Source organism: Streptomyces sp. NPDC028928, assembly GCF_055564915.1.
This window is the reverse complement of record NZ_JBVHVI010000009.1, coordinates 80,550-97,649: the sequence shown is the minus strand read 5'-3', so window position 1 is coordinate 97,649 and position 17,100 is coordinate 80,550. Positions and strand designations below refer to the sequence as shown.

30 protein-coding genes are annotated in these 17,100 nt (G+C 66.9%); 1 reads left to right on the top strand and 29 read right to left on the bottom strand.

The genetic code is table 11. The annotated features are described in order from the left end of the window. Positions 1 to 14 precede the first annotated feature (14 nt). Positions 15 to 890, top strand: coding sequence for a hypothetical protein (locus ACZ4U1_RS22355; RefSeq protein WP_467905400.1), 876 nt, complete (start codon positions 15 to 17; stop codon positions 888 to 890). Here ACZ4U1_RS22355 and truA read toward each other — a convergent pair whose 3' ends face one another. From truA to rplD, 29 genes are all read right to left on the bottom strand, one after another. Further along, a complete protein-coding gene (gene truA, locus ACZ4U1_RS22350; protein WP_467905399.1) occupies positions 891 to 1,754 on the bottom strand; it encodes a tRNA pseudouridine(38-40) synthase TruA in 864 nt (287 codons plus the stop codon). A gap of 79 nt (positions 1,755 to 1,833) precedes the next feature. After that, complete coding sequence (rplQ, locus tag ACZ4U1_RS22345) at positions 1,834 to 2,334, bottom strand: 50S ribosomal protein L17 (RefSeq protein ID WP_467905397.1); 501 nt, start codon at positions 2,332 to 2,334, stop codon at positions 1,834 to 1,836. A 115-nt stretch (positions 2,335 to 2,449) separates the two neighbouring features. Beyond that, a complete protein-coding gene (locus ACZ4U1_RS22340; RefSeq protein ID WP_003966937.1) occupies positions 2,450 to 3,472 on the bottom strand; it encodes a DNA-directed RNA polymerase subunit alpha in 1,023 nt (340 codons plus the stop codon). 145 nt (positions 3,473 to 3,617) lie between these two features. Then, the gene (rpsK, locus tag ACZ4U1_RS22335; RefSeq protein WP_003956432.1) at positions 3,618 to 4,022 is read right to left on the bottom strand and encodes a 30S ribosomal protein S11; all 405 of its coding nucleotides are present in this window, start codon (positions 4,020 to 4,022) and stop codon (positions 3,618 to 3,620) included. A gap of 65 nt (positions 4,023 to 4,087) precedes the next feature. Further along, a complete protein-coding gene (gene rpsM / locus ACZ4U1_RS22330) occupies positions 4,088 to 4,468 on the bottom strand; it encodes a 30S ribosomal protein S13 (RefSeq protein WP_023547369.1) in 381 nt (126 codons plus the stop codon). Positions 4,469 to 4,660: 192 nt separating this feature from the next. Continuing rightward, positions 4,661 to 4,774 (bottom strand): 50S ribosomal protein L36, encoded by a 114-nt coding sequence (rpmJ, locus tag ACZ4U1_RS22325; protein ID WP_003998809.1) that lies wholly within the window; start codon positions 4,772 to 4,774, stop codon positions 4,661 to 4,663. Positions 4,775 to 4,834: 60 nt separating this feature from the next. Continuing rightward, entirely contained in the window at positions 4,835 to 5,056 is a 222-nt protein-coding gene (gene infA, locus ACZ4U1_RS22320) for a translation initiation factor IF-1 (protein ID WP_003948620.1), read from the bottom strand. Positions 5,057 to 5,207: 151 nt separating this feature from the next. Further along, on the bottom strand, positions 5,208 to 6,044 hold the full coding sequence (gene map / locus ACZ4U1_RS22315; RefSeq protein WP_467905396.1) for a type I methionyl aminopeptidase: 837 nt from the start codon (positions 6,042 to 6,044) through the stop codon (positions 5,208 to 5,210). Between the two features lie 99 nt (positions 6,045 to 6,143). Then, positions 6,144 to 6,806, bottom strand: coding sequence for an adenylate kinase (locus ACZ4U1_RS22310; protein WP_392817840.1), 663 nt, complete (start codon positions 6,804 to 6,806; stop codon positions 6,144 to 6,146). Continuing rightward, positions 6,806 to 8,119 (bottom strand): preprotein translocase subunit SecY, encoded by a 1,314-nt coding sequence (gene secY, locus ACZ4U1_RS22305; RefSeq protein WP_467905395.1) that lies wholly within the window; start codon positions 8,117 to 8,119, stop codon positions 6,806 to 6,808. Before secY ends, ACZ4U1_RS22310 begins: the two co-directional genes overlap by 1 nt. A 189-nt stretch (positions 8,120 to 8,308) precedes the next feature. After that, positions 8,309 to 8,764, bottom strand: a complete 456-nt coding sequence (gene rplO / locus ACZ4U1_RS22300) for a 50S ribosomal protein L15 (RefSeq protein WP_095748086.1) — start codon at positions 8,762 to 8,764, stop codon at positions 8,309 to 8,311. A 2-nt stretch (positions 8,765 to 8,766) separates the two neighbouring features. Then, positions 8,767 to 8,949 (bottom strand): 50S ribosomal protein L30, encoded by a 183-nt coding sequence (rpmD, locus tag ACZ4U1_RS22295; protein WP_003998814.1) that lies wholly within the window; start codon positions 8,947 to 8,949, stop codon positions 8,767 to 8,769. A gap of 2 nt (positions 8,950 to 8,951) precedes the next feature. Continuing rightward, entirely contained in the window at positions 8,952 to 9,557 is a 606-nt protein-coding gene (gene rpsE, locus ACZ4U1_RS22290) for a 30S ribosomal protein S5 (protein WP_019753099.1), read from the bottom strand. 36 nt (positions 9,558 to 9,593) lie between these two features. Next, on the bottom strand, positions 9,594 to 9,977 hold the full coding sequence (gene rplR, locus ACZ4U1_RS22285; RefSeq protein WP_189994126.1) for a 50S ribosomal protein L18: 384 nt from the start codon (positions 9,975 to 9,977) through the stop codon (positions 9,594 to 9,596). Positions 9,978 to 9,980: 3 nt separating this feature from the next. Next, on the bottom strand, positions 9,981 to 10,520 hold the full coding sequence (rplF, locus tag ACZ4U1_RS22280) for a 50S ribosomal protein L6 (RefSeq protein ID WP_043503332.1): 540 nt from the start codon (positions 10,518 to 10,520) through the stop codon (positions 9,981 to 9,983). Between the two features lie 24 nt (positions 10,521 to 10,544). Beyond that, the gene (rpsH, locus tag ACZ4U1_RS22275; RefSeq protein ID WP_043503329.1) at positions 10,545 to 10,943 is read right to left on the bottom strand and encodes a 30S ribosomal protein S8; all 399 of its coding nucleotides are present in this window, start codon (positions 10,941 to 10,943) and stop codon (positions 10,545 to 10,547) included. Between the two features lie 214 nt (positions 10,944 to 11,157). Further along, the gene (locus ACZ4U1_RS22270) at positions 11,158 to 11,343 is read right to left on the bottom strand and encodes a type Z 30S ribosomal protein S14 (protein ID WP_003948630.1); all 186 of its coding nucleotides are present in this window, start codon (positions 11,341 to 11,343) and stop codon (positions 11,158 to 11,160) included. A gap of 5 nt (positions 11,344 to 11,348) precedes the next feature. Further along, positions 11,349 to 11,906, bottom strand: a complete 558-nt coding sequence (gene rplE / locus ACZ4U1_RS22265) for a 50S ribosomal protein L5 (protein WP_014674377.1) — start codon at positions 11,904 to 11,906, stop codon at positions 11,349 to 11,351. Continuing rightward, positions 11,906 to 12,229 (bottom strand): 50S ribosomal protein L24, encoded by a 324-nt coding sequence (gene rplX / locus ACZ4U1_RS22260; RefSeq protein WP_014674376.1) that lies wholly within the window; start codon positions 12,227 to 12,229, stop codon positions 11,906 to 11,908. Before rplX ends, rplE begins: the two co-directional genes overlap by 1 nt. Positions 12,230 to 12,231: 2 nt before the next feature. Then, positions 12,232 to 12,600 (bottom strand): 50S ribosomal protein L14, encoded by a 369-nt coding sequence (gene rplN, locus ACZ4U1_RS22255; RefSeq protein WP_003998823.1) that lies wholly within the window; start codon positions 12,598 to 12,600, stop codon positions 12,232 to 12,234. Between the two features lie 96 nt (positions 12,601 to 12,696). Next, entirely contained in the window at positions 12,697 to 12,981 is a 285-nt protein-coding gene (gene rpsQ, locus ACZ4U1_RS22250; RefSeq protein ID WP_014674375.1) for a 30S ribosomal protein S17, read from the bottom strand. Beyond that, positions 12,981 to 13,205: a 50S ribosomal protein L29 gene (rpmC, locus tag ACZ4U1_RS22245; RefSeq protein ID WP_003974259.1), complete on the bottom strand. Its 225-nt coding sequence runs from the start codon at positions 13,203 to 13,205 to the stop codon at positions 12,981 to 12,983. Before rpmC ends, rpsQ begins: the two co-directional genes overlap by 1 nt. Beyond that, positions 13,205 to 13,624, bottom strand: coding sequence for a 50S ribosomal protein L16 (rplP, locus tag ACZ4U1_RS22240; RefSeq protein ID WP_009190136.1), 420 nt, complete (start codon positions 13,622 to 13,624; stop codon positions 13,205 to 13,207). Before rplP ends, rpmC begins: the two co-directional genes overlap by 1 nt. A 5-nt stretch (positions 13,625 to 13,629) precedes the next feature. Beyond that, entirely contained in the window at positions 13,630 to 14,460 is an 831-nt protein-coding gene (gene rpsC / locus ACZ4U1_RS22235) for a 30S ribosomal protein S3 (protein WP_030317320.1), read from the bottom strand. Beyond that, positions 14,460 to 14,807 carry a 50S ribosomal protein L22 gene (gene rplV / locus ACZ4U1_RS22230; protein ID WP_030778516.1) on the bottom strand — a complete coding sequence of 116 codons (348 nt, stop codon included), beginning with the start codon at positions 14,805 to 14,807 and terminating at the stop codon, positions 14,460 to 14,462. The genes rpsC and rplV overlap by 1 nt, the downstream gene beginning before the upstream one ends. A gap of 43 nt (positions 14,808 to 14,850) precedes the next feature. Beyond that, complete coding sequence (gene rpsS, locus ACZ4U1_RS22225) at positions 14,851 to 15,132, bottom strand: 30S ribosomal protein S19 (protein ID WP_095748093.1); 282 nt, start codon at positions 15,130 to 15,132, stop codon at positions 14,851 to 14,853. Positions 15,133 to 15,144: 12 nt separating this feature from the next. Then, positions 15,145 to 15,981: a 50S ribosomal protein L2 gene (gene rplB, locus ACZ4U1_RS22220; RefSeq protein ID WP_030601203.1), complete on the bottom strand. Its 837-nt coding sequence runs from the start codon at positions 15,979 to 15,981 to the stop codon at positions 15,145 to 15,147. Between the two features lie 38 nt (positions 15,982 to 16,019). Continuing rightward, on the bottom strand, positions 16,020 to 16,439 hold the full coding sequence (rplW, locus tag ACZ4U1_RS22215; RefSeq protein WP_208876145.1) for a 50S ribosomal protein L23: 420 nt from the start codon (positions 16,437 to 16,439) through the stop codon (positions 16,020 to 16,022). After that, on the bottom strand, positions 16,439 to 17,092 hold the full coding sequence (gene rplD, locus ACZ4U1_RS22210) for a 50S ribosomal protein L4 (protein WP_467905393.1): 654 nt from the start codon (positions 17,090 to 17,092) through the stop codon (positions 16,439 to 16,441). Before rplD ends, rplW begins: the two co-directional genes overlap by 1 nt. Between the last annotated feature and the right edge of the window lie 8 nt (positions 17,093 to 17,100).

Here is a 17,100-nt window from a genome sequence, read left to right as displayed (position 1 = left end):
CTAAGATGCGCCCCATGAGTAACGGGCAGGGGGGACCCCAGTCTCAGTGGGATCCCTGGAAACCGCAATCCCAGCAGCCGTGGAACAGCGCAGCCGACGACGGGACTCCGGACTGGGCCGCGCTCGCCGAGGCCTCGGAGACGCGGAACAAGCGCCGCAAGCTGCTGTTCATAGCCGGCGGCGCGCTCGCCACGATCGCGATAGGCACGGCGGTCGCCATGGCCGTCGTCTCCGCGAACGGAGGCGATCCGGAGGCCGGCCCCAGCAATCTGCCCGCCAGCGCCTCCATACCCGGCTCCGACACCGCGACGCCGTCCTTCGCGCCCACCAGCGCCCCGCCGCCGCTGGACCCGAAGGACTTCATCTCCAGCGCCAAGAAGGACACCGCGCCGCTCAGCCCCGACACCCTGTTCCCGGGCACGCAGCTGACCATGGACGGAGCGGTGTACAAGAAGGGCCTGACGGACGACACCAAGAGCTGCGCCGCCGTCGCCGGCGGCACCCTGCCCAAGATCCTCACCGCCAACGGCTGCACCCGCCTGATGCGGGTCACCTACACCAACGGGGGCATCTCGGCCACCGTCGGTGTCGCCGTCTTCGACACCGCGGACCAGGCCGCGAAGGCCAAGGCCCAGACCGACGACCACAGCATCGTCCGCTCGCTGTTCGGCAAGGGCGTCAAGCCGTTCTGCGACGGCGCGACCTGCCGCTCGACGCGGAACTCCTACGGCCGCTACGCCTACTTCACGATCTCCGGCTTCACCAGCGGCAAGAACGTCACGACCAAGGACACCAAGGTCTTCCGCACCGGCAACGGCCTGGCCCAGTTCACCGCGAACCAGATCCACCGCCGCGGCCAGGTCCAGGCCTCGGCCGCGGCCAACCAGTAGCTAACAGCTCTCGCAGCCGGAGGCGCGGGGAAGCGAGCGCTTGTTCCGCGCCTCCTTGCTCCGCGCCGCGAGCAGCTCGTCGGCCGGGTAGCCGACCTCCTCCAGGGTCAGCCCGTGCGGCCGTACGACATGCACGGCGGAGTCCCGCACGCCCGCGGCCAGCACCTTTGCGGGCCACTCCGGCCCGCGGTGCCCGTCGCCCACGAACAGCAGCGCGCCGATCAGCGAGCGCACCATGTTGTGGCAGAACGCGTCGGCCCGCACGGTCGCGGTGATGATCCCGTCGTCACCGCGGACCAGGCTCAGCTCCTGGAGCGTGCGGATGGTCGTCGCCCCTTCCCGCCTCTTGCAGTACGCCGCGAAGTCGTGCTCGCCCAGCAGCCCCCGGGCGGCCTCGTTCATGGCGTCGACGTCGAGCGGCCAGTCGTGCCACAGCACGTGGTTGCGCAGCAGCGGATCGACCCCGCCGGGGTTGTCCGTCACCCGGTACGCGTACCGGCGCCAGATCGCCGAGAAGCGGGCGTTGAAGCCGCTCGGCGCAGGCCGCAGCGCCCACACGCGCACATCCTTCGGCAGCCGCCCGGCGAGCCGCTTCAGCAGCTTCTCGTGGTGCTCGCGCCAGACGTCCTCGGGCAGGTCCACGTGCGCCACCTGCCCGCGCGCGTGCACCCCGGCGTCGGTGCGGCCGGCGACGGTCAGCTCGTACGTCTCCCGGGAGCGGGTGACGGTCCGCAGCGCGTCCTCGATCTCCCCCTGCACGGTGCGCCGGCCGCCGGCCTGCTTGGCCCACCCGGAGAAGTCGGTGCCGTCGTAGGACAGATCGAGGCGGACACGGACGTAACCGGGGGCAGCTTCATCACTCACGTACAGATCCTCTCAGCAACACAAGAACGGACCCGCTCCTCGAAAGGAACGGGCCCGCTCTCAGACGTCAGGCAGAGCCTCAGGCGTCCTTCGACTCCTCGGCCGGAGCCTCGGTCTCCTCGACCTGGGTCTCCTCGGCCTTGGCCGCTGCGGCCTCGTCGGCCTCCTTGACCGCACGCTTGGTGGCGGCCTCGGCCTCACCCACGGCGTTCTGCTGCACCGTCAGCGCCTCGACCAGCTCGATGACGGCCATGGGCGCGTTGTCGCCACGGCGGTTACCGATCTTGGTGATGCGGGTGTAGCCACCCGGACGGTTCTCGTAGCGCGGGCCGATCTCGGTGAAGAGCGTGTGGACGACGCTCTTGTCCGTGATGACCTGGAGCACCTGACGGCGGTTGTGAAGGTCGCCCTTCTTCGCCTTGGTGATCAGACGCTCGGCGTACGGGCGCAGGCGGCGGGCCTTCGCCTCGGTGGTGGTGATACGGCCGTGCTCGAAGAGGCTCTTCGCCAGGTTCGCGAGGAGCAGCTTCTCGTGCGCGGCACTGCCGCCCAGACGGGCACCCTTGGTGGGCTTCGGCATGGTTCTTCTCCTAGGTGTCTGCCCCGGCCGTACCAGGTACCGGGGTCAGTATCTGAGCAGGCGGTTGCCTGTCAGAGATCCGGGGTCCGCCGACGCGGACCCCGGAAGCAGAGACTCAGTACTGCTCGGTCTCCACGAAGCCCGCGTCCGCGTCGTCGTCGGCGCCGAAGGCGTCGGCGGCGGCGGTCGGGTCGAATCCGGGCGGGCTGTCCTTGAGGGCCAGGCCCATGCCGGCCAGCTTCGCCTTGACCTCGTCGATGGACTTCGCACCGAAGTTGCGGATGTCCAGGAGGTCGGCCTCGGAGCGCGCGACCAGCTCACCCACGGAGTGGATGCCCTCACGCTTGAGGCAGTTGTAGGAGCGGACGGTGAGTTCCAGCTCCTCGATCGGCAGCGCGAGGTCGGCGGCCAGGGCGGCGTCCGTCGGGGACGGGCCCATGTCGATGCCCTCGGCGTCGATGTTCAGCTCGCGGGCGAGACCGAACAGCTCGACCAGCGTCTTACCGGCGGAGGCCATGGCGTCACGGGGACGCATCGCCTGCTTGGTCTCGACGTCCACGATCAGCTTGTCGAAGTCGGTGCGCTGCTCGACACGCGTGGCCTCGACCTTGTACGTGACCTTCAGAACCGGCGAGTAGATCGAGTCGACCGGGATACGGCCGATCTCCTGGCCCACCTGCTTGTTCTGCACGGCGGAGACGTAACCGCGACCGCGCTCGACGGTCAGCTCCATCTCCAGCTTGCCCTTGCCGTTGAGCGTGGCGAGGACGAGGTCGGGGTTGTGCACCTCGACACCGGCCGGGGGCGCGATGTCGGCGGCGGTGACCAGACCCGGGCCCTGCTTGCGCAGGTACATCACGACCGGCTCGTCGTGCTCCGAGGAGACGACCAGCTGCTTGATGTTGAGGATCAGGTCGGTGACGTCCTCCTTGACGCCCGGCACGGTGGTGAACTCGTGCAGCACGCCGTCGATCCGGATGCTGGTGACAGCAGCGCCGGGGATCGAGGAGAGGAGGGTACGGCGGAGGGAGTTGCCGAGGGTGTAGCCGAAGCCCGGCTCCAGCGGCTCGATCACGAACCGGGAGCGGAACTCGTCGACGACCTCTTCGGTCAACGAGGGACGCTGAGCGATCAGCATGTGTGGATCAGATCCTTCTTTCGTGGACGCCCGCTATTTGACGTCCGACGGAAACCGCGCCCGAGAAAAGCGCGGGTACTGCAAGGGTACGGGCGGTACGGCCCGAAAGAGCCGTACCGCCCGCGACCAGCGACCTTCAGAAGCGTCAGACGCGACGACGCTTCGGCGGGCGGCAGCCGTTGTGCGGGGTCGGGGTGACGTCCTGGATGGAGCCGACCTCGAGACCCGTGGCCTGCAGGGAGCGGATCGCGGTCTCACGACCGGAGCCCGGGCCCTTGACGAACACGTCGACCTTGCGCATGCCGTGCTCCTGGGCGCGGCGGGCGGCCGACTCGGCGGCCATCTGCGCGGCGAACGGCGTGGACTTCCGGGAGCCCTTGAAGCCGACGTGGCCGGCGGAGGCCCAGGAGATCACGTTGCCGGACGGGTCCGTGATCGAGACGATCGTGTTGTTGAACGTGCTCTTGATGTGCGCGTGGCCGTGAGCGACGTTCTTCTTTTCCTTGCGGCGCACCTTCTTGGCAGCGCCCTGACGACCCTTGGGGGGCATCTACTAACTCCTATGGAGGTGGTCGGTCCTACAGCGAAGACCGTGGACAGGGTGTCCGCTGCGGACTACTTCTTGCCCGGCTTCTTCTTGCCGGCGATGGCGCGACGCGGGCCCTTGCGGGTGCGGGCGTTGGTGCTGGTGCGCTGACCGCGGACGGGCAGACCGCGACGGTGACGGAGACCCTGGTAGCAGCCGATCTCGACCTTGCGGCGGATGTCGGCCTGGATCTCGCGACGGAGGTCACCCTCGGTCTTGATGTTGTTGTCGACGTACTCGCGGATCGCGACGAGCTGCTCTTCGGTCAGGTCGCGGACGCGGGTGTTCGGGTCGACGCCGGTCGCAGCCAGCGTCTCCTTGGAAAGGGTCCGGCCGATGCCGAACACGTAGGTGAGGGCGACCTCCACGCGCTTTTCGCGCGGGATGTCAACACCGGAAACGCGTGCCATTCAATGGCTCCTGGTGAATCTTCGGAGGTCTTCCGCAGAACCGGCTCCCGGCCGCCGTACTAGGTACGAACCGGGTCCCCGGCCTCCGAACCGGGGGTGTCGAGCTGGATGGCTCGGGCTCTGCGTATGAACATATTCAGCTCGCGTCGCGCGAAACTCTGCGATAGAGGTGCAGAGGGTGATGGTCGTGCGTCAGCCCTGGCGCTGCTTGTGGCGCGGGTTCTCGCAGATGACCATGACCCGGCCGTGACGGCGGATCACCCTGCACTTGTCGCAGATCTTCTTGACGCTCGGCTTGACCTTCATGGGGTGAGGTTCTCCGGGTCAGTGCCATCGCACCGGGCGGGCCCGGGGCGCGGGCAAGATCTACTTGTACCGGTAGACGATCCGGCCACGCGTCAGGTCGTACGGAGACAGCTCCACCACGACCCGGTCGTCAGGGAGGATGCGGATGTAGTGCATACGCATCTTGCCGCTGATGTGTGCCAGGACCTGGTGGCCGTTCTGGAGCTCGACCTTGAACATGGCGTTCGGCAGAGACTCGACGACAGTGCCCTCGATCTCGATGGCACCTTGCTTCTTGGCCACGCTTCGCCCTTCGAATCGACTACCTTGATCGACTCTGCCGTGCACCGTTCGTGAGCATGCAGGCATGCGGGTGCACAAGAGCCGACGAGTCAGTCTACGTCGGCGCACCCGGAAAGGCGAATCGAGAAAGTCTGCCCCACGCGGGTGATCCCTAAGCGAGAGGGTCCGGCGCAGCCGTGATCCCGTACTCGGCCAGCTTCGCCTTGCCGCCGTCCGGAGCCGTCAGGACCAGGGGGCCCTCCGGGGTGAGGGCGACCGAGTGCTCCCAGTGGGAGGACCAGGTGCCGTCGGTCGTGATGACCGTCCAGTCGTCGGAGAGGACCTCGGTCTTCGGGGTGCCCAGGGAGACCATCGGCTCGATCGCGAGGCAGAAACCGGGGACCAGCTTGGGGCCCTTGCCGCGGCGGCGGTCGACGTAGTTCAGCAGGTGCGGGTCCATGTGCATCTCGGTGCCGATGCCGTGGCCGCCGTAGTCCTCGATGATCCCGTACCGGCCGCCGCCCGGCTTGGGCTGGCGGCGGATGTACGTCTCGATCGCCCGGGAGATGTCGACCAGGCGGTTGCCCGGCTTCATGGCCGCGATGCCGGCCCACATCGACTCCTCCGTCACCCGGGACAGCTCGACCAGCTCCGGGGAGTGACCGGAACCGACGAAGGCCGTGTAGGCGGCGTCGCCGTGCCAGCCGTCGACGATCGCGCCGCAGTCGATGGAGATGATGTCGCCGTCCTTGAGGACGACGTCGTCGGAGGGGATGCCGTGCACGACCACGTCGTTCACGGAGGTGCAGATGGTGGCCGGGAAGCCGCCGTAACCCAGGAAGTTCGACTTCGCGCCGTGCTCGGCGAGGACCTTGCGGGCCACCTCGTCCAGGTCCTTGGTGGTGGCGCCCGGCACCGCGGCCTCACGTGTCGCCGCGTGGATGGCGGCTACGACCAGGCCCGCCGCCCGCATCTTCGCGATCTGCTCGGGGGTCTTGATCTGCACCATGGGGGCCTGCGCTCTCCGTCACTCACGTCGACTGGGTGTACCTGTACAACAGTACGGCCGCGGCGCCCGGCAGGGCACCGCGGCCGGAGGGCCTGGGAGCTACTTCCCGGCCTTCTCGCGCTTGAGCGCCTCCAGCGCCCGCTCGGTGATCTCGGCCACCGGGCCCAGGGAGGAGATCGTCACGACCAGGCCCTGCGCCTTGTAGTAGTCGATGATCGGCTCGGTCTGCGTGTGGTAGACCTCCAGCCGCGTGCGGACGGTCTCCTCACGGTCGTCGTCGCGCTGGTACAGCTCGCCGCCGCAGACGTCGCACACGCCCTCCTGCTTCGGCGCGTTGTACGACACGTGGAAGACGTGGGAGGAGTCGTTCCGGCAGATGCGCCGGCCGGCGATCCGCTTGACGACCTCGTCCTCGGGGACCTCCAGGTCCAGGACGGCGTCCAGCGTGATGCGCTCGTCCTGGAGCAGCTGGTCCAGCGCCTGGGCCTGCGAGACGTTGCGCGGGAAGCCGTCCAGCAGGAAGCCGTTCTCCGCGTCCGGCTGCTCCATGCGGTCCTTGGCCATCGCGATGGTCACCTCGTCCGGGACGAGGTTTCCGGCGTCCATGTAGGACTTCGCGAGCTTGCCCAGCTCGGTCTGCTGGCTGATGTTGGCCCGGAACAGGTCGCCCGTGGAGATGTGCGGGATGGCCAGCTTCTCTGCGAGCCGGACGGCCTGCGTTCCCTTACCGGCACCCGGCGGCCCGACGAGGACGATACGCATCAGCGGAGGAACCCTTCGTAATTGCGCTGCTGGAGCTGGCTCTCGATCTGCTTCACCGTCTCCAGGCCGACACCCACGATGATGAGGATGCTGGTCCCGCCGAACGGGAAGTTCTGGCTCGCGTTGAAGCCCACCAACGCCATTGTCGGTACGAGAGCGATCAGACCCAGGTACAGCGAACCCGGCCAGGTGATCCGGTTGAGCACGTAGCTGAGGTACTCAGCGGTCGGTCGGCCAGCCCGGATGCCCGGGATGAAGCCACCATACTTCTTCATGTTGTCGGCGACTTCCTCGGGGTTGAAGGAGATCGCCACATAGAAGAACGCGAAGAAAACGATGAGCAAGAAGTACGAAGTGATGTAAATCGGGTGGTCGCCCTTGGTGAGGTTCTGCTCGATCCAGGTCTTCCAGCCCGACTTGCCCCCCGCGAACTGCGCGATCAGCGCCGGGATGTAGAGCAGCGAGGAGGCGAAGATGACGGGAATCACACCCGCCTGGTTCACCTTGAGCGGGATGTACGTGGACGTACCGCCGTAGGAACGGCGTCCGATCATGCGCTTCGCGTACTGCACCGGGATGCGGCGCTGGGCCTGCTCGACGAAGACGACGAGCGCGACCATGACCAGGCCCACCGCGATGACGGTGCCGAACTCGATCCAGCCGCCGGCCAGCGTGCCCTGCTTCTTGATGGCCCACAGCGCGGACGGGAAGGTCGCGGCGATCGAGATGAACATCAGGATCGACATGCCGTTGCCGATACCGCGGTCGGTGACCAGCTCACCGAGCCACATGACGACGGCCGTGCCGGCGGTCATGCAGATGACCATGGTGATCGTGGTGAAGATCGCCTGGTCCGGGACGATGCTGGTGGCGACCGAGCAGCCGTTGAAGAGGGCGCCGCTGCGGGCGGTGGCGACCAGGCCGGTGCCCTGCAGGATGGCGAGCGCCACGGTGAGGTAGCGGGTGTACTGCGTGATCTTCGCCGTGCCGGCCTGGCCCTCCTTCTTCAGGGCTTCCAGGCGCGGGATCACCACGGTCAGCAGCTGAAGGATGATGCTGGCGGTGATGTACGGCATGATGCCGAGCGCGAAGACCGTGATCTGGAGCAGCGCACCGCCGCTGAACATGTTCACGAGGCCGAACAGGCCCTGGTTGGCGCCGGCCTCCTTCACGCACTGCTGGACGGCCTGGTAGTTGACGCCGGGGATCGGGATGTGGGTACCGACCCGGTAGACCACGATGATGCCCAGCGTGAAGAGCAGCTTCTTGCGCAGGTCGGGCGTCCTGAACGCCCGGGCGAACGCGGTGAGCACGGTGCCTCCTGCGACCCCCGCGCAACTGCGTCAAGGGTGACGGTCTGAGGTTCGACGAATACGAAAAAGAACAGTGCAGGCCACCTTACCGGCGACACTGCCCCCCTAGGAACGACCAACCGGGGATACCTCATTGTGAGGTATCCCCGGTCGGGATCGTTTACGTCATCGACGCGTCGCCTGAAGGACTCAGACGAGCTCGGTGACCGTACCGCCGGCGGCGGTGATCTTCTCCTTGGCGGAGCCGGAGACGGCGTCGACCGTCACCTGCAGCGCCACGGAGATCTCGCCCTGGCCGAGGACCTTGACGAGGCTGTTCTTGCGAACGGCGCCCTTGGCCACCAGCGACTCGACGGTGACCTCGCCACCCTCGGGGTACAGCGCGGCCAGCTTGTCGAGGTTCACGACCTGGTACTCGGTCTTGAACGGGTTCTTGAAGCCCTTCAGCTTCGGGAGGCGCATGTGCAGCGGCATCTGGCCGCCCTCGAAGCGCTCCGGAACCTGGTAGCGGGCCTTGGTGCCCTTGGTACCACGACCGGCCGTCTTACCCTTCGACGCCTCACCACGACCGACACGGGTCTTGGCGGTCTTGGCGCCCGGGGCGGGACGGAGGTTGTGGATCTTCAGCGGGTTCTGCTCCGCCATGATCAGTCGACCTCCTCGACCGTCACGAGGTGGCGGACGGTGTGCACCATTCCGCGGAACTCGGGGCGGTCCTCCTTGACGACCACGGTGTTGATCCCCTTGAGACCAAGCGACCGCAGGGTGTCACGGTGGTTCTGCTTGCTGCCGATGTAGGACTTGACCTGCGTGATCTTGAGCTGCGCCATGATTACGCACCCGCCCCGGCACGCGCACGCAGCAGAGCCGCGGGAGCGACGTCCTCCAGGGGCAGACCACGGCGGGCCGCGATCTCCTCGGGACGCTGCAGACCCTTCAGGGCCTCCACGGTCGCGTGCACGATGTTGATCGCGTTGTCGGAGCCGAGCGACTTCGACAGCACGTCGTGGATACCGGCGCACTCGAGCACGGCACGCACCGGACCACCGGCGATAACACCGGTACCGGGGGACGCGGGCTTGAGCAGGACGACGCCGGCAGCCTTCTCACCCTGGATGGGGTGGGGGATGGTGCCCTGGATCCGGGGGACCTTGAAGAAGTGCTTCTTGGCCTCCTCAACACCCTTGGCGATGGCGGCCGGCACCTCCTTGGCCTTGCCGTAACCGACACCCACGGTGCCGTCACCGTCGCCCACCACGACCAGCGCGGTGAAGCTGAAGCGACGACCACCCTTCACAACCTTGGCGACGCGGTTGATCGCGACGACGCGCTCAACGTACGCGGTCTTCTCGGCGGCAGCAGCGCCGCCGTCACGGCCCTTCCGGTCCCGCCGCTCGCCGCCACCGGCACCGCTTCCGCGGCGCTGGGGTCCAGCCATTGGATTACCTCTCTCTTTCCGCTAGCTACAAGCGGCTCAGAACTTGAGCCCGGCTTCGCGGGCGGCGTCCGCCAGGGCGGCGATGCGCCCGGCGTACTGGTTGCCACCACGGTCGAACACGACGGCCTCGACACCGGCGGCCTTGGCACGCTCGGCGACCAGGGCGCCGACCTGCTTGGCCTGCGCGGACTTGTCGCCCTCGGCACCGCGGATCGACGCGTCCAGGGTGGACGCCGACGCCAGGGTGTGGCCCTTCAGGTCGTCGATCACCTGCGCCACGATGTGGCGGTTGGAGCGGGTCACGACCAGACGGGGGCGCTCCGCCGTACCGGAGATCCGCTTGCGGATCCGGATGTGGCGGCGCTTGATCGCGGCGCGCTTGTAGGCGTCGCCCTTGAGGATCTTCTGCCCGTATGCCATGGCTTACTTACCCGCCTTTCCGACCTTGCGGCGGATGACTTCGCCCTCGTACTTGACGCCCTTGGCCTTGTACGGGTCAGGCTTGCGCAGCTTGCGGATGTTGGCCGCAACCTCGCCGACCTTCTGCTTGTCGATGCCCTCGACCGAGAAACGGGTCGGGGTCTCCACCTTGAAGGTGATCCCCTCGGGGGCCTCGACCACGATCGGGTGGCTGTAACCGAGAGCGAACTCCAGGTTGGAACCCTTGGCGGTCACTCGGTAACCGACACCGCTGATTTCGAGCTTCTTGACGTATCCCTGGGTCACACCGGTGATCATGTTCGCCACCAGCGTGCGGGACAGGCCGTGCAGGGCCTTGCTCTGCCGCTCGTCGTTCGGGCGCAGCACCTGAAGGGTGCCGTCCTCGCCCTTAGCGATGTCGATCGGCGCGGCAACGGTGTGGGTCAGCTCGCCCTTGGGGCCCTTGACCTTGACCGTACGGCCGTCGATGGTGACGTCCACGCCGGCGGGAACCGGGATGGGGAGCTTGCCGATGCGCGACATAGCTGTTTCCTCCGTTCCCTTCCGTTACCAGACGTAGGCGAGGACTTCCCCACCCACGCCCTTCTTCTGCGCCTGCTTGTCGGTGAGCAGACCATGGGACGTGGAGATGATCGCCACGCCGAGGCCGCCGAGCACCTTCGGCAGGTTGGTGGACTTCGCGTACACCCGGAGACCGGGCTTGGAGATCCGCTTGATGCCCGCGATGGAGCGCTCACGGTTGGGGCCGAACTTCAGCTCCAGGACGAGGTTCTTGCCGACCTCGGCGTCCTCGACCTTCCAGCCCGTGATGAAGCCCTCCTGCTGGAGGATCTCCGCGATGTGCGACTTGATCTTGGAGTGCGGCATCGACACCGAGTCGTGGTACGCCGAGTTCGCGTTCCGCAGACGCGTCAGCATGTCTGCGATCGGATCAGTCATGGTCATGAATTGGCCTGTGGCCTTTCTCGCCGGGGTTTCCTATATGCGCCATCCCTCTCCCCGTACTTCTTCAGACGGGACGGGTGCGGTGCGGGGACCTACGGCGTAGTAAGTCGTTCAGGGCGGCAGAGCCCAACCCCACAAGCCTAAGGCATGCGGGTCTCGGGCCCTGCCGTCCCGGTTGCTTACCGAGAGGTCCAGGAATCCCTAAAAGTCGGGATTACCAGGAGCTCTTGGTCACGCCCGGCAGCTCGCCACGGTGAGCCATCTCACGGAGGCACACGCGGCAGAGGCCGAACTTGCGGTACACGGAGTGCGGGCGGCCGCAGCGCTGGCAACGGGTGTAGCCACGCACACCGAACTTGGGCTTGCGAGCAGCCTTCGCGATGAGAGCCTTCTTCGCCATCTCGCTCACGCCTCCTTGAACGGGAAGCCGAGGTGACGGAGAAGGGCACGGCCCTCTTCGTCGTTGGTCGCCGTGGTCACCACGGTGATGTCCATACCCCGGACGCGGTCGATCTTGTCCTGGTCGATCTCGTGGAACATGACCTGCTCCGTGAGACCGAAGGTGTAGTTGCCACGGCCGTCGAACTGCTTGGGGGACAGGCCGCGGAAGTCGCGGATGCGCGGGAGCGCGAGCGACAGGGTGCGGTCCAGGAACTCCCACATGCGGTCGCCACGGAGCGTGACGTGGGCACCGATCGGCTGGCCCTCACGCAGCTTGAACTGCGCGATGGACTTGCGGGCCTTGGTGACGGCCGGCTTCTGACCGGTGATCGTGGTGAGGTCGCGGATGGCGCCCTCGATCAGCTTGGAGTCGCGGGCGGCGTCGCCCACACCCATGTTGACCACGATCTTGACGAGGCCCGGGACCTGCATGACGTTCTCGTACTTGAACTCGTCACGCAGCTTGCCCGCGATCTCCTCGCGGTACTTCGTCTTCAGACGCGGAGTGGTGGTGGTAGCCATCAGATGTCCTCACCCGTCCGCTTGGCAACGCGGATCTTGTTGCCCTCTTCGTCGAAGCGGTAACCGACGCGCGTGACGACCTTCTGGCCGTCCTTCTCCACGACCAGCTGAACGTTGGACACGTGGATCGGGGCCTCGGTGGTCACGATGCCGCCGGCCTGGGAACCGCTGGCGGTCGGACCGGCCTTGGTGTGCTTCTTGACCCGGTTGACACCCTCGACCAGGACACGCTCCTCGCGCGGGTAAGCGGCAATGACCTTGCCCTGCTTGCCCTTGTCCTTGCCGGTGATGACCTGGACCAGGTCGCCCTTCTTGATCTTCATGCTTACAGCACCTCCGGCGCGAGCGAGATGATCTTCATGAACTTCTTCTCGCGCAGCTCACGGCCGACCGGGCCGAAGATGCGGGTGCCGCGAGGGTCGCCGTCGTTCTTCAGAATGACGGCGGCGTTCTCGTCGAAGCGGATGTACGAGCCGTCCGGACGGCGGCGCTCCTTGACGGTGCGAACGATGACCGCCTTGACGACGTCACCCTTCTTCACGTTGCCACCGGGGATCGCGTCCTTGACGGTGGCGACGATGACGTCACCGATGCCCGCGTAGCGGCGACCGGAGCCACCGAGCACACGGATGCAAAGGATCTCCTTCGCACCAGTGTTGTCGGCGACACGCAGTCGCGACTCCTGCTGGATCACGTCTATCTCCTGATCGTCTGCCGGTTCCCCGGGGGCCGTCTCTCAACGGCCCCCGGAGCCTGGCGGAACTGACCTGCGGGGTTTGCCCCGCAGGAATTACTTGGCCTTCTCGAGGATCTCGACGACGCGCCAGCGCTTCGTCGCGGACAGCGGCCGGGTCTCCATGAGGAGGACGCGGTCGCCGACGCCCGCAGCGTTCTGCTCGTCGTGGGCCTTGAGCTTGTTCGTACGGCGGATGACCTTGCCGTACAGCGCGTGCTTGACACGGTCCTCGACGGCGACGACGACGGTCTTGTCCATCTTGTCGCTGACGACCAGACCCTCACGGGTCTTGCGGAATCCGCGTGCCTCGGTGTTCTCAGTCACGTTGCTCTCGCTCATCAGGCGCTCTCCACCGTCTCGATGCCCAGCTCGCGCTCACGCATCAGGGTGTAGATCCGCGCGATGTCCTTACGGACGGCCTTCAGCCGACCGTGGTTCTCGAGCTGACCCGTCGCCGCCTGGAAGCGGAGGTTGAACAGCTCTTCCTTGGCCTCGCGGAGCTTCGCCAGAAGCTCCTCGTTGCCCAGCTCGCGCAGCTCGGACGCCTTGGTACCGGCCGACATCACGCTTCACCTGCCTCGCGCTTGACGATCCGGCACTTCATCGGCAGCTTGTGGGCCGCACGAGTCAGCGCCTCACGGGCGATCTTCTCGTTGGGGTACGACAGCTCGAACATCACACGTCCGGGCTTGACGTTCGCGATCCACCACTCCGGAGAACCCTTACCGGAACCCATGCGGGTCTCGGCCGGCTTCTTGGTGAGGGGACGGTCCGGGTAGATGTTGATCCAGACCTTGCCGCCACGCTTGATGTGACGGGTCATCGCGATACGCGCCGCCTCGATCTGGCGGTTCGTGACGTAGGCCGGGGTCAGCGCCTGGATGCCGTACTCGCCGAACGCAACCTGCGTCCCACCCTTGGACATACCGTTGCGCTTCGGGTGGTGCTGCTTGCGGTGCTTGACCCTACGGGGGATCAGCATTTCGGTCAGGCCTCCGTTCCGGTGCTCTCAGCCGGAGCGGCAGCCGCGGGGGCCTCGGCCTTGGGGGCCTCGGCGCCGGCAGCCTGCTGCGGCTTGCGACCGCGCCCGCCACGCTCTCCACCGCGGCCACCACGGGCCGGGCGGTCGGCGCCACCACGGGCCGGGCGGTTACCCGCACGGGCCGCAGCGTTCTCGGCGCGGACCTCGGCGATGTTCTTGACGTCGCCCTTGTAGATCCAGACCTTCACGCCGATGCGGCCGAAGGTCGTCTTGGCCTCGAAGAAGCCGTAGTCCACGTTCGCGCGGAGCGTGTGCAGGGGCACGCGGCCCTCGCGGTAGAACTCCGAGCGGGACATCTCGGCGCCACCGAGGCGGCCACCGCACTGGATCTTGATGCCCTTGGCGCCGGCCTTCATCGCCGACTGCATGCTCTTACGCATGGCGCGGCGGAAGGAGACGCGGGAGGAGAGCTGCTCGGCGACGGCCTGCGCAACCAGCTGAGCGTCGGTCTCGGGGTTCTTGACCTCGAGGATGTTCAGCTGGACCTGCTTGCCCGTGAGCTTCTCGAGGTCACCGCGGATGCGGTCGGCCTCGGCGCCACGGCGGCCGATGACGATGCCCGGACGAGCGGTGTGGATGTCCACACGCACACGGTCACGGGTGCGCTCGATCTCCACCTTGGAGATGCCGGCGCGCTCCATGCCGGACGTCATCATCCGACGGATGGCGACGTCTTCCTTGACGTAGTCCTTGTACAGCTTGTCGGCGTACCAACGCGACTTGAAGTCGGTCGTGACACCGAGCCGGAACCCGTGCGGGTTTACCTTCTGGCCCATTACCGGGTTCCTTCCTTGCTGCTGACGACCACGGTGATGTGGCTGGTCCGCTTGCGGATCCGGTAGGCACGGCCCTGGGCACGCGGGCGGAACCGCTTCAGGGTCGGGCCCTCGTCGACGTAGGCCTCGGAAACGAAGAGGCTGTCGACATCGGTGTGGTCGTAGTTGTGCGCGGCGTTGGCGATGGCGCTGTCCAGCACCTTGCCCACCGGCACCGAGGCGGCCTGCGGAGCGAATCGCAGGACGGCCTGGGCCTCCGTGGCGTCCATGCCACGGATGAGGTCCACCACGCGGCGGGCCTTCATGGGCGTGACGCGGATGTACCGCGCCTGGGCCCTGGCTTCCATGGTTGTCCCTTCAGTTACTTACGTGTCTGAATGCGATCCGCTACTAGCGGCGCTTCGACTTCCGGTCTTCCTTGACGTGGCCCCGGAAGGTGCGCGTCGGCGAGAACTCGCCGAGCTTGTGGCCGACCATCGACTCGGTGACGAACACCGGGATGTGGGTCTTGCCGTTGTGCACCGCGATCGTGTGACCGAGCATGGCCGGGACGATCATCGAGCGACGGGACCAGGTCTTGATGACGTTCTTAGAGCCCGCTTCGTTCTGGGCGTCCACCTTCTTGATCAGGTGGTCGTCGACGAAGGGTCCCTTCTTCAAGCTACGAGGCATCTCAACCCGTCCTTAGCGCTTCTTGTTCGTCTTGCGGCGGCGGACGATGTACTTGTTCGACGCCTTCTTGGGCGAACGAGTACGGCCTTCCTTCTTGCCCCACGGGGACACAGGGTGGCGACCACCGGAGGTCCGGCCCTCACCACCACCGTGCGGGTGGTCAACCGGGTTCATGACCACACCACGGACGGTCGGGCGAACGCCCAGCCACCGCTTGCGGCCCGCCTTGCCCCAGTTGATGTTGCTCTGCTCGGCGTTGCCGACCTCGCCGACGGTGGCGCGGCAGCGGACGTCGACCAGGCGGATCTCACCGGACGGCATGCGCAGGTGGGCGTAGGCGCCCTCCTTCGCGAGCAGCTGCACGGAGGCACCGGCGGAGCGGGCGAACTTGGCACCGCCACCGGGACGGAGCTCGATCGCGTGGATCGTGGTACCGACCGGGATGTTGCGGAGGGCCAGGTTGTTGCCCGGCTTGATGTCGGCCCCGGGACCGTTCTCCACGGTGTCGCCCTGCTGCAGGTTGCGCGGGGCGAGGATGTAGCGCTTCTCGCCGTCGGCGTAGTGCAGCAGCGCGATGCGCGCGGTGCGGTTGGGGTCGTACTCGATGTGCGCGACCTTCGCCGGCACGCCGTCCTTGTCGTGACGACGGAAGTCGATCACACGGTAGGCGCGCTTGTGTCCGCCACCCTGGTGGCGAACGGTCACACGACCGGCGTTGTTACGGCCGCCCTTGCTGTGCAGGGGACGGACCAGCGACTTCTCCGGCGTGGACCGCGTGACCTCGACGAAGTCGGCAACGCTGGCGCCACGACGGCCCGGCGTAGTCGGCTTGTACTTGCGGATTCCCATTTCTCAGTCCTCGTCCGATATCGGACGATCCGACCCGCTTACGCGGTCGGACCGCCGAAGATGTCGATACGGTCGCCCTCGGCGAGGGTCACGATCGCGCGCTTGGTCGCCGCGCGCTGGCCGAAGCCGGTGCGGGTCCGCTTGCGCTTGCCCTGGCGGTTGATCGTGTTGACCCCGGTGACCTTGACGTCGAAGACCGCCTGGACGGCCTCCTTGATCTGGGTCTTGTTGGCCCGCGGGTCGACGACGAACGTGTACTTGTTCTCGTCGAGCAGCGCGTAGCTCTTCTCGGAGACGACCGGCTTCAGCAGGACGTCACGGGGGTCCGTGTACGACTTGCTCAGCGGGGTCTCGACGGTGTTCTTGCCCTCGGTGGCGTGGCGACGCGCCTTGGCGACGCGCGCGGCCTTGGCGGCCTTGGCGGCCTTCGAGGCGATAGCGGGGTGACGGATGGCCATCAGACCTCGCTCCCTTCAATGTCGTTGGCCTTCGGGCCGGCGACGAAGGACTCGAAAGCGGCCTGGGTGAAGACCACGTCGTCCGAGACGAGAACGTCGTACGTGTTCAGCTGGCCCGGCTCCAGGATGTGGACCTGGGGCAGGTTGCGGGCGGACAGCCACGCGGCCTCGTCGGCGCGGTCGACGACCAGGAGCAGGTTCTTGCGCTCCGAGATCTTGCCGAACAGCGACTTGGCGGCCTTGGTGCTGGGGGTCTCGCCCTCGACCACGCCGGAGACGACGTGGATGCGGTTGTGACGCGCCCGGTCGGTGAGGGCACCGCGCAGGGCGGCGGCCTTCATCTTCTTCGGGGTCCGCTGCGAGTAGTCACGCGGCACGGGACCGTGCACGACGCCACCACCGGCGAACTGCGGCGCGCGGGTCGAACCCTGACGGGCGCGACCGGTGCCCTTCTGGCGGTACGGCTTCTTGCCACCACCACGGACTTCGCCACGGGTCTTGGTCTTGTGCGTGCCCTGGCGGGCAGCGGCCAGCTGCGCGACGACGACCTGGTGGATCAGCGGAACGCTGACCTTGGCGTCGAAGATCTCCGCGGGGAGCTCGACGGAACCGGCCTTCTCGCCAGCCGGCGAAAGGATGTCAACAGTGCTCATCGGTTACC

Excerpts from the sequence above, each read along its gene's own strand:
- ACZ4U1_RS22355 (WP_467905400.1), top strand. The coding sequence starts at position 15 with ATGAGTAACGGGCAGGGGGGACCCCAGTCTCAGTGGGATCCCTGGAAA.
- rplQ (WP_467905397.1), bottom strand. The coding sequence starts at position 2,334 with ATGCCGAAGCCCACCAAGGGTGCCCGTCTGGGCGGCAGTGCCGCGCAC.
- ACZ4U1_RS22340 (WP_003966937.1), bottom strand. The coding sequence starts at position 3,472 with ATGCTGATCGCTCAGCGTCCCTCGTTGACCGAAGAGGTCGTCGACGAG.
- rpsK (WP_003956432.1), bottom strand. The coding sequence starts at position 4,022 with ATGCCCCCCAAGGGTCGTCAGGGCGCTGCCAAGAAGGTGCGCCGCAAG.
- rpsM (WP_023547369.1), bottom strand. The coding sequence starts at position 4,468 with ATGGCACGCGTTTCCGGTGTTGACATCCCGCGCGAAAAGCGCGTGGAG.
- rpmJ (WP_003998809.1), bottom strand. The coding sequence starts at position 4,774 with ATGAAGGTCAAGCCGAGCGTCAAGAAGATCTGCGACAAGTGCAGGGTG.
- map (WP_467905396.1), bottom strand. The coding sequence starts at position 6,044 with ATGGTGCAGATCAAGACCCCCGAGCAGATCGCGAAGATGCGGGCGGCG.
- ACZ4U1_RS22310 (WP_392817840.1), bottom strand. The coding sequence starts at position 6,806 with ATGCGTATCGTCCTCGTCGGGCCGCCGGGTGCCGGTAAGGGAACGCAG.
- rplO (WP_095748086.1), bottom strand. The coding sequence starts at position 8,764 with ATGGCGGAGCAGAACCCGCTGAAGATCCACAACCTCCGTCCCGCCCCG.
- rpmD (WP_003998814.1), bottom strand. The coding sequence starts at position 8,949 with ATGGCGCAGCTCAAGATCACGCAGGTCAAGTCCTACATCGGCAGCAAG.
- rpsE (WP_019753099.1), bottom strand. The coding sequence starts at position 9,557 with ATGGCTGGACCCCAGCGCCGCGGAAGCGGTGCCGGTGGCGGCGAGCGG.
- rplR (WP_189994126.1), bottom strand. The coding sequence starts at position 9,977 with ATGGCATACGGGCAGAAGATCCTCAAGGGCGACGCCTACAAGCGCGCC.
- rplF (WP_043503332.1), bottom strand. The coding sequence starts at position 10,520 with ATGTCGCGCATCGGCAAGCTCCCCATCCCGGTTCCCGCCGGCGTGGAC.
- rpsH (WP_043503329.1), bottom strand. The coding sequence starts at position 10,943 with ATGACCATGACTGATCCGATCGCAGACATGCTGACGCGTCTGCGGAAC.
- ACZ4U1_RS22270 (WP_003948630.1), bottom strand. The coding sequence starts at position 11,343 with ATGGCGAAGAAGGCTCTCATCGCGAAGGCTGCTCGCAAGCCCAAGTTC.
- rplE (WP_014674377.1), bottom strand. The coding sequence starts at position 11,906 with ATGGCTACCACCACCACTCCGCGTCTGAAGACGAAGTACCGCGAGGAG.
- rplX (WP_014674376.1), bottom strand. The coding sequence starts at position 12,229 with ATGAAGATCAAGAAGGGCGACCTGGTCCAGGTCATCACCGGCAAGGAC.
- rpsQ (WP_014674375.1), bottom strand. The coding sequence starts at position 12,981 with ATGAGCGAGAGCAACGTGACTGAGAACACCGAGGCACGCGGATTCCGC.
- rpmC (WP_003974259.1), bottom strand. The coding sequence starts at position 13,205 with ATGTCGGCCGGTACCAAGGCGTCCGAGCTGCGCGAGCTGGGCAACGAG.
- rplP (WP_009190136.1), bottom strand. The coding sequence starts at position 13,624 with ATGCTGATCCCCCGTAGGGTCAAGCACCGCAAGCAGCACCACCCGAAG.
- rpsC (WP_030317320.1), bottom strand. The coding sequence starts at position 14,460 with ATGGGCCAGAAGGTAAACCCGCACGGGTTCCGGCTCGGTGTCACGACC.
- rplV (WP_030778516.1), bottom strand. The coding sequence starts at position 14,807 with ATGGAAGCCAGGGCCCAGGCGCGGTACATCCGCGTCACGCCCATGAAG.
- rpsS (WP_095748093.1), bottom strand. The coding sequence starts at position 15,132 with ATGCCTCGTAGCTTGAAGAAGGGACCCTTCGTCGACGACCACCTGATC.
- rplB (WP_030601203.1), bottom strand. The coding sequence starts at position 15,981 with ATGGGAATCCGCAAGTACAAGCCGACTACGCCGGGCCGTCGTGGCGCC.
- rplW (WP_208876145.1), bottom strand. The coding sequence starts at position 16,439 with ATGGCCATCCGTCACCCCGCTATCGCCTCGAAGGCCGCCAAGGCCGCC.
- rplD (WP_467905393.1), bottom strand. The coding sequence starts at position 17,092 with ATGAGCACTGTTGACATCCTTTCGCCGGCTGGCGAGAAGGCCGGTTCC.